The organism is Sphingobium limneticum (assembly GCF_008710165.1).
GTDB lineage: Bacteria > Pseudomonadota > Alphaproteobacteria > Sphingomonadales > Sphingomonadaceae > Sphingobium > Sphingobium limneticum.
Map to the genome: position 1 here is coordinate 1 of NZ_VYQA01000049.1, position 6,061 is coordinate 6,061.

Genomic DNA, 6,061 nt, shown 5'->3' on the forward strand with positions numbered 1-6,061 from the left:
AGGCCTGCGCCTCATAGCGCCCGAGGCCGGTCAAAAACGACCGGATTCTGGAAGGTTACCTCCCAGAATGACTGACGCCTTGGGCTAGAAAACGGCGAAAGCGAGGCCAATGGCCGGCTCTGCCAACCCTTTTTCCGCAGCCTGTTAAAGATGTTTTCACTCCGGGCGGCCAGCCTTCGGTCACTTACGTGAGTAGAAGCCATCTGGGCCTTGAGCAGAAGGTGATGGAAGCTCTCGCGCGAGGATATGCGATAAATGTTGTAACTGGCCCGACAAAATCGGGAAAGACCGTTCTTTGTAATCATGTACTTTCTCAAGCGGGCAATTCGATAACTATTGAAGGTGGGCAGGTTCGCTCAGAGCAAGATTTCTGGGAACAGATAGTTCATGCCTTGGATGTCCCTGCGGAGTTTACTCGACGAGAAAGCGGAACCAAGAATGATAACCTTACCGCTGGCCTTGCAGCCTCTATACCTGGCTTCAAAGCATCAGGCGGTGCCAGTGCTGGGATTGCCCGCACTACCGAGCGAAGTATAAAATACAACGTCAGTTCGCAACGAGGCGCTCTGGAAGCCCTCCTCGAATCAAAAACGTCCCTCCTTGTAGATGACTTTCATTATATTGAGAGAGACGATCAGAAGAAAATAATACAAGCACTTAAAGGAGCCGTTTTTAAAGGATTGTCCGTAATACTATTAGCCGTTCCACATCGAGCTTTCGATCCAATGACGGTAGAGCAGGAATTAGAGGGTCGATTCAAGCATATCGAGATACCCCCATGGGAGATAGACGATCTTCTACTTATTCCAGAGCGCGGATTTAACGCCTTAAATGTTGAGAGCTCCAATGAACTTAACAAAAGAATATGCAATGAGGGATTTGGAAATCCGCTTTTAGTTCAAGAAATATGTAGTGAATTTTGTATAAAAAGTGGAATATTTTTCAAGTCAAACGAAATGAAAAAATTAAACGTGAGTGCATTTGAGGAATCTCTTAACATCATCGCTCAAAGCAAAGGGTTCCCGAAATATAGCAAGTTGAAATCTGGTCCAGATGCTAAGAAAAAGAGGATGCTCAGGACATTTAAAGATGGAAGATCGCAAGATAAATATTCCGCCATTCTTACTGCACTATCATCGCTAGGGCCAAAGCCTAGAACGAGCTATGAAGATTTACGCGCAGAACTCCAAAACCTCCTCGTAAACACGTCGATGCCGGCAAAGCACGAGGTTACAGCAGCACTTACCAATATGAGTAAAATTGCGAAGAGAGAAATTGAAGGAGAGCCACCACTAGAGTGGGTAGAATCAGATGACGCCTTGGTCATAACTGATCCATTCCTTCTTTTTTACATGAAATGGGCTTCAACAAAGCTCAGCACCTCCGTCACGCTGGTATAACCTTCAACCAAGACAATCGTGCCCCACCCGATTGGCTCCATTACACCCATCTGCTACAGTCGCTCCATGACCAAACTCACCCCCATCGAGTCTGAGTTCGCGACGCCCGAGGAAGCGGAAGCCTATGACGCATGGCTCCGCTCGGAGGTTGAGGCATCCTTGGCCGACCCCCGTCCCGGCGTCCCGCACGATCAGGTGATGGCCGAATTGCGCGCAATCATCGACGCCAAGAAAACCGGGCAAGGCTGATGCCGCATGTCATCTGGCGTCAGAAGGCGCGGGAAGACGTGCGAAAGATCATCGACTATATCGCTGACCGCAATCCAGCCGCCGCGCTGCGCCATGCCGACCTGTTCGCCGATATGGCCGAGCGGCTGGCCGACCATCCCCACATGCACCGGTCCGGGCGCGTACCCGACACCCGCGAAGCGATCGTCACCCCCAACTATATCCTTATCTATCGGGTGCGCATCGACGTCATAGAAATCGTCACCGTCAAACACACCCGTCAGCAATATCCCTAAGCAATCACCATCGAAAACCGGTCGTCATTTCGTCCAGACGAAGGCGAAAATTGTGATGTTCGAGTAACGGAGCGCAGCGTACTTCAGTACGTGAGCACCGGAACGCAGAACATCGCGATTTGCAGCCCGTCTGGGCGGAATGACGACCGGTTTTCCTATTCCCCTGTCCTACACACCCCCTTCGCGTCCACCCTCCGGCAAACCCCTCAAGCTGGAGGCACCGACCCATGTCCATCCACGACCCCATCCTCCCGACCGCCGCCCCGCAAAGCCGCGCCGATGGCTGGTCCCCGGCCCGCCAGCGCCGCTTCCTCGAAGTCCTCGCCTCGTCCGGCGTCATCATGCTCGCCTGCGAAGCCGTGCGCATCACCGCCCGCTCCGCTTATGCTCTGCGCACCCGCCATGACGGCGCGGCCTTTCGCCTCGGCTGGGACGCCGCGATCCTGATCGCCCGCTCCCGCCTCGCGACGGACCTCCTCTCCCGCGCGATCATGGGCAATGAGGAAACCATCCGCAAAGACCCGGACAATTACGAAATCACCCGCCACCGCCACGACAATCGCCTCGCCATGTCGATGCTCGCCCGGCTCGATCGCATGGCCGACTCCCCGGCCGAAGGCTCCGACGCCGCGCTCGCCCGCGTCGTGGCGCAGGATTTCGCCGCCTATCTCGACATGCTCTGCCCGCAGGATGTGGCGCAGGCGGAGCTGGACGGCCTCGCCCTCCCCCGCACCGGCGAAGAACCTCGCGCCCGCACTATGGCCGACGCGCAACTGCTCGACGGGTCACGCCCCGAAACGCCCGAACCGGTGGTGGAGGCGGTCGCCGCGTCCATCTCCTCCGGGGCCTGCGCCGCGCTCTTCGTCGCCGCGCGCATGCCGCTTGCAGCCGGGCAAAATCCGCAGAATCCCGTCGCCGATGAACGGTGTGAACTTCGCTCCGAACCTGCGCCGGAATCAGGGCCGGAACCAGAGCCGGAACCCGAACCCAACCGGTCCGATCTGCCCCCGGAGGAAGCCGCCGCCCGACTGCGCGGCCATTGGTGGGAAAGCCAGCTGGAGCGCTGGCGCACCGACTTCCCGCCGCCGCCCGGCTTCACCGGCGATGCCAGCAGCAGCGACTATGATGTAGACGATTATGACCGCGATCTGACGCCCGATGAGCAGGCGGCGCTGGAGGCGGAGCATGCTGTCTGGCTCCAACCCTATGAAATGGCGGCGGCCCGTGCCCGCGACGCCTATTTCGGTTTCGCTCGCAAGGACGCCGGCCTGCCCGAAGAAGCGCCCCAGGAAACGCCCGCCGAAACGGACACCGGCGCCATGGCGAAAGCCCATCCCGTGCCCGCCTGAACGCCCGACCCGGCCCCCGATTTGCTATTTCGCCGCCTATCGCCTACATAGGGGAAGCTATAGTCGCAAATCGACGGTCTTTCGGCGCTTTGCGGCTCCCTCACTCCTTCTTTCCCTGCCCCTTTAGCGACCCGGTGCGTCCACACGGGACGCGTCGCAGACAAGAAGGAAGTTTCCATGAGCATCGTAGGCACCGTAAAATTCTTCAACGCCGACAAGGGCTTTGGCTTCATCGCTCCCGATGATGGCAGCCCGGACGCGTTCGTCCACATCAGCGCCGTGGAACGCGCCGGCCTCGCCACGCTGCGCGAAAAGGACCGCGTCTCCTATGATCTGGAGCAGGACCGTCGCGGCAAGATGGCGGCTGTGAACATCGCGCACGCCGAATAATCGGCATGCGATCCGGTCGGGCGCCGCCATGGTGGCGCCCGATCACCTATTCATTGGTTACGCGATTTTCCAGGCATCGGATGATGCCGTCCGACGGGATATCGCTCTGCCAAAACAGGAGCGCAGCCATGGCCAACCCCGACTATCACGCCCTTGCCGCCAAGGCGCATGATGACGCCGCCGCCGCTCTGCTGGACAATGTCCGCGACCGCTGCCTCCGCTCCGAAGCGGCCTTCCTCGCCATGGCCCGCCGCCAGGATCAGATCGACACCAGCCGCGCGCTGCGCGAACGGGGCGGCAATCCGGCCTGACCGGGTTTTCAGACATAATCCTCCAATATGCTGGTGCTCAGCAGGATCAGATTCAGCGCCACCAGCATCGCCACATTCCACCGGCGATTATGGACGAACAGCAGGGCGACCAATAGCGCGAACAGCGACAGCGCGCCGCCGACATAGAATAAGAGTCCCACCGCCCCCGCCGGCCCATCCGGCGCCTCGGGCACCGGCCGCAACCCATCCAATATCCCATGGCCGATCGTCACGACGATGTTGAGGGCCAGCAACCCGCCGATCACCAGCCGGTTCTGCTTGTCGTACCATTCGTCGAAATCGGGCCATTGCTCCGGCTCGTCGGGAAAGATCACCGACGCGATCAGATGATAGGCACCGACGATGGCCAGCACGACCACCAGCGTCAGGTAGCTGGCATCCATCTGGTCCCGCATGACATAGGCCGTGCCCCAGAAGCTGGTCAGGTCCAGCATGACGAACAGGCCCAGCAGCGGCGTCAGCCATCCGACCCGCACCGGCTTGGCGGATCGCTTGAGTTTGAGCACCCTGGCAAAGCCGCCCAGCACTTCGGCAATGGCCAGCCCCAGCAACAGGCCGAACACCGCGAACACCAGATCGAAAGCCGACATGCCTCAATTCCCCCACAGCCCACCGCAAGACTAGCGGAAAGCGCCGCTCAGGCAATCGCCCTCGGAACCCCTGTCGCCGTGGCCAGTTATCCCATCAAACCCACAGATTAGGAGATTCCCATGATCCGCACCCTGATTTTCGGCGCCATCGCCGGCTATGTCGGCAAGAAGCTCTATGACGAAGGCAAGCTGACCGAGTTCAAGGACGACATCGTCGCCCGCTATGGCGAAGCGAAGGCCAAGCTGGACGAACAGCGTGCCGAAACCGGCACCGTAACCGCGTCCAGCACCCCGCTGGTCACCCCGTCCGTCACCAGCAGTCGCCCGCTGCCCAATTAAAAACCATTCCCATCCGGCGGCTACAGTCCCCGCTCGCCGCCGGTCGCCGCCCGCTTGCTGCCATACCCCCTCTCATGGCAGCGACGGGCGGCTTCTCTTTGGGAAACTATCGGCCTGCCAAAGGGTTGATCCGCCGACAGGGACATAAGAGGAGAAACCCCCATGCGCAAACCCGTTCTGGCAGCCGCCATCCTGGCGATGCTCCCACTCGGCGCCTGCACGTCTGACAATTACGGCGGCGGCTACGGCTATGACCGCCCCGGCGACCGCCGCGGTCCACCCCGTGGTCACCGCCGCCCGATCCGCGACAATGACCAGATCTACCGCGACCGCGACGGCCGCTATTATTGCAAGCGGGATGACGGCACCACCGGCACCATCGTCGGCGCCATCGCAGGCGGCGTTCTGGGCAACATCATCGCTCCGGGCGGCTCGAAAACGCTAGGCACCATCCTGGGCGGCGCCGGCGGCGCCCTTGCCGGCCGAGTAATCGACAAGAACGATATCAACTGCGAATGAACGCATTCCCAAGTCAGATGGTCATCTGACGACTAGGGAAATGCGACAAACAGGCATTCATGGAAAAGGGCGCGGGGATTACTCCCCACGCCCTTTCCTATTGCGTGGCGATGGCTTACAGCTTTTCGGTAAGCTCAGGCACGATCTTGAACAGATCGCCGACCAGTCCGATATCGGCGACCTGGAAGATCGGCGCATCCTCATCCTTGTTGATGGCGATGATGGTCTTGCTGTCCTTCATGCCCGCCAGATGCTGGATCGCGCCAGAAATGCCGACCGCGATATAGACTTCGGGCGCCACGATCTTGCCGGTCTGCCCGACCTGATAGTCGTTGGGCACATAGCCTGCATCGACTGCCGCACGGCTCGCACCGACGGCAGCGCCAAGCTTGTCGGCCAGCGGGAAGATGGTCGCCTCGAACGTCTCGCCATCCTTCAACGCCCGGCCGCCCGACACGATGATCTTGGCACTGGTCAGTTCGGGCCGTTCCAGCTTGACGATCTCGGCGCCGACGAAGGACGACAGCCCCTTGTCGCCGGTCGAGGCCACGGCTTCCACCACGCCCGAACCGCCTTCGCTCGCCGCCTTCTCGAAAGCGGTGCCACGGACGGTGATGA

At 59.9% G+C, this 6,061-nt stretch carries 10 protein-coding genes; 8 read left to right on the top strand and 2 right to left on the bottom strand.

What is annotated here, in order from left to right; genetic code table 11:
- Positions 1-224 precede the first annotated feature (224 nt).
- From F4U95_RS24225 to F4U95_RS24250, 6 genes are all read left to right on the top strand, one after another.
- Positions 225-1,400 (top strand): AAA family ATPase, encoded by a 1,176-nt coding sequence (locus tag F4U95_RS24225; protein ID WP_150426977.1) that lies wholly within the window; start codon positions 225-227, stop codon positions 1,398-1,400.
- 66 nt (positions 1,401-1,466) lie between these two features.
- The gene (gene relB, locus F4U95_RS24230; RefSeq protein WP_150426978.1) at positions 1,467-1,649 is read left to right on the top strand and encodes a type II toxin-antitoxin system RelB family antitoxin; all 183 of its coding nucleotides are present in this window, start codon (positions 1,467-1,469) and stop codon (positions 1,647-1,649) included.
- Positions 1,649-1,924 carry a type II toxin-antitoxin system RelE/ParE family toxin gene (locus tag F4U95_RS24235; RefSeq protein ID WP_150426979.1) on the top strand — a complete coding sequence of 92 codons (276 nt, stop codon included), beginning with the start codon at positions 1,649-1,651 and terminating at the stop codon, positions 1,922-1,924. The genes relB and F4U95_RS24235 overlap by 1 nt, the downstream gene beginning before the upstream one ends.
- Positions 1,925-2,151: 227 nt before the next feature.
- Positions 2,152-3,273 (top strand): hypothetical protein, encoded by a 1,122-nt coding sequence (locus F4U95_RS24240; RefSeq protein WP_246171714.1) that lies wholly within the window; start codon positions 2,152-2,154, stop codon positions 3,271-3,273.
- 177 nt (positions 3,274-3,450) lie between these two features.
- On the top strand, positions 3,451-3,663 hold the full coding sequence (locus tag F4U95_RS24245) for a cold-shock protein (protein ID WP_120250550.1): 213 nt from the start codon (positions 3,451-3,453) through the stop codon (positions 3,661-3,663).
- A 128-nt stretch (positions 3,664-3,791) separates the two neighbouring features.
- Entirely contained in the window at positions 3,792-3,974 is a 183-nt protein-coding gene (locus F4U95_RS24250; protein ID WP_120250551.1) for a hypothetical protein, read from the top strand.
- An 8-nt stretch (positions 3,975-3,982) separates the two neighbouring features.
- Here F4U95_RS24250 and F4U95_RS24255 read toward each other — a convergent pair whose 3' ends face one another.
- Positions 3,983-4,585 (bottom strand): hypothetical protein, encoded by a 603-nt coding sequence (locus F4U95_RS24255; protein WP_150426980.1) that lies wholly within the window; start codon positions 4,583-4,585, stop codon positions 3,983-3,985.
- Between the two features lie 120 nt (positions 4,586-4,705).
- On the opposite strand from F4U95_RS24255, the gene F4U95_RS24260 reads away from it, so the two are divergent.
- Positions 4,706-4,924 carry a hypothetical protein gene (locus F4U95_RS24260; protein WP_120250553.1) on the top strand — a complete coding sequence of 73 codons (219 nt, stop codon included), beginning with the start codon at positions 4,706-4,708 and terminating at the stop codon, positions 4,922-4,924.
- A gap of 162 nt (positions 4,925-5,086) precedes the next feature.
- Positions 5,087-5,443, top strand: a complete 357-nt coding sequence (locus tag F4U95_RS24265) for a glycine zipper 2TM domain-containing protein (RefSeq protein ID WP_150426981.1) — start codon at positions 5,087-5,089, stop codon at positions 5,441-5,443.
- 115 nt (positions 5,444-5,558) lie between these two features.
- Here F4U95_RS24265 and F4U95_RS24270 read toward each other — a convergent pair.
- On the bottom strand, positions 5,559-6,061 hold a 503-nt coding region (locus F4U95_RS24270), incomplete at its 5' end, for an electron transfer flavoprotein subunit alpha/FixB family protein (protein WP_211363958.1).

Excerpts from the sequence above, each read along its gene's own strand:
- F4U95_RS24225 (WP_150426977.1), top strand. The coding sequence starts at position 225 with ATGGAAGCTCTCGCGCGAGGATATGCGATAAATGTTGTAACTGGCCCG.
- relB (WP_150426978.1), top strand. The coding sequence starts at position 1,467 with ATGACCAAACTCACCCCCATCGAGTCTGAGTTCGCGACGCCCGAGGAA.
- F4U95_RS24235 (WP_150426979.1), top strand. The coding sequence starts at position 1,649 with ATGCCGCATGTCATCTGGCGTCAGAAGGCGCGGGAAGACGTGCGAAAG.
- F4U95_RS24240 (WP_246171714.1), top strand. The coding sequence starts at position 2,152 with ATGTCCATCCACGACCCCATCCTCCCGACCGCCGCCCCGCAAAGCCGC.
- F4U95_RS24245 (WP_120250550.1), top strand. The coding sequence starts at position 3,451 with ATGAGCATCGTAGGCACCGTAAAATTCTTCAACGCCGACAAGGGCTTT.
- F4U95_RS24250 (WP_120250551.1), top strand. The coding sequence starts at position 3,792 with ATGGCCAACCCCGACTATCACGCCCTTGCCGCCAAGGCGCATGATGAC.
- F4U95_RS24255 (WP_150426980.1), bottom strand. The coding sequence starts at position 4,585 with ATGTCGGCTTTCGATCTGGTGTTCGCGGTGTTCGGCCTGTTGCTGGGG.
- F4U95_RS24260 (WP_120250553.1), top strand. The coding sequence starts at position 4,706 with ATGATCCGCACCCTGATTTTCGGCGCCATCGCCGGCTATGTCGGCAAG.
- F4U95_RS24265 (WP_150426981.1), top strand. The coding sequence starts at position 5,087 with ATGCGCAAACCCGTTCTGGCAGCCGCCATCCTGGCGATGCTCCCACTC.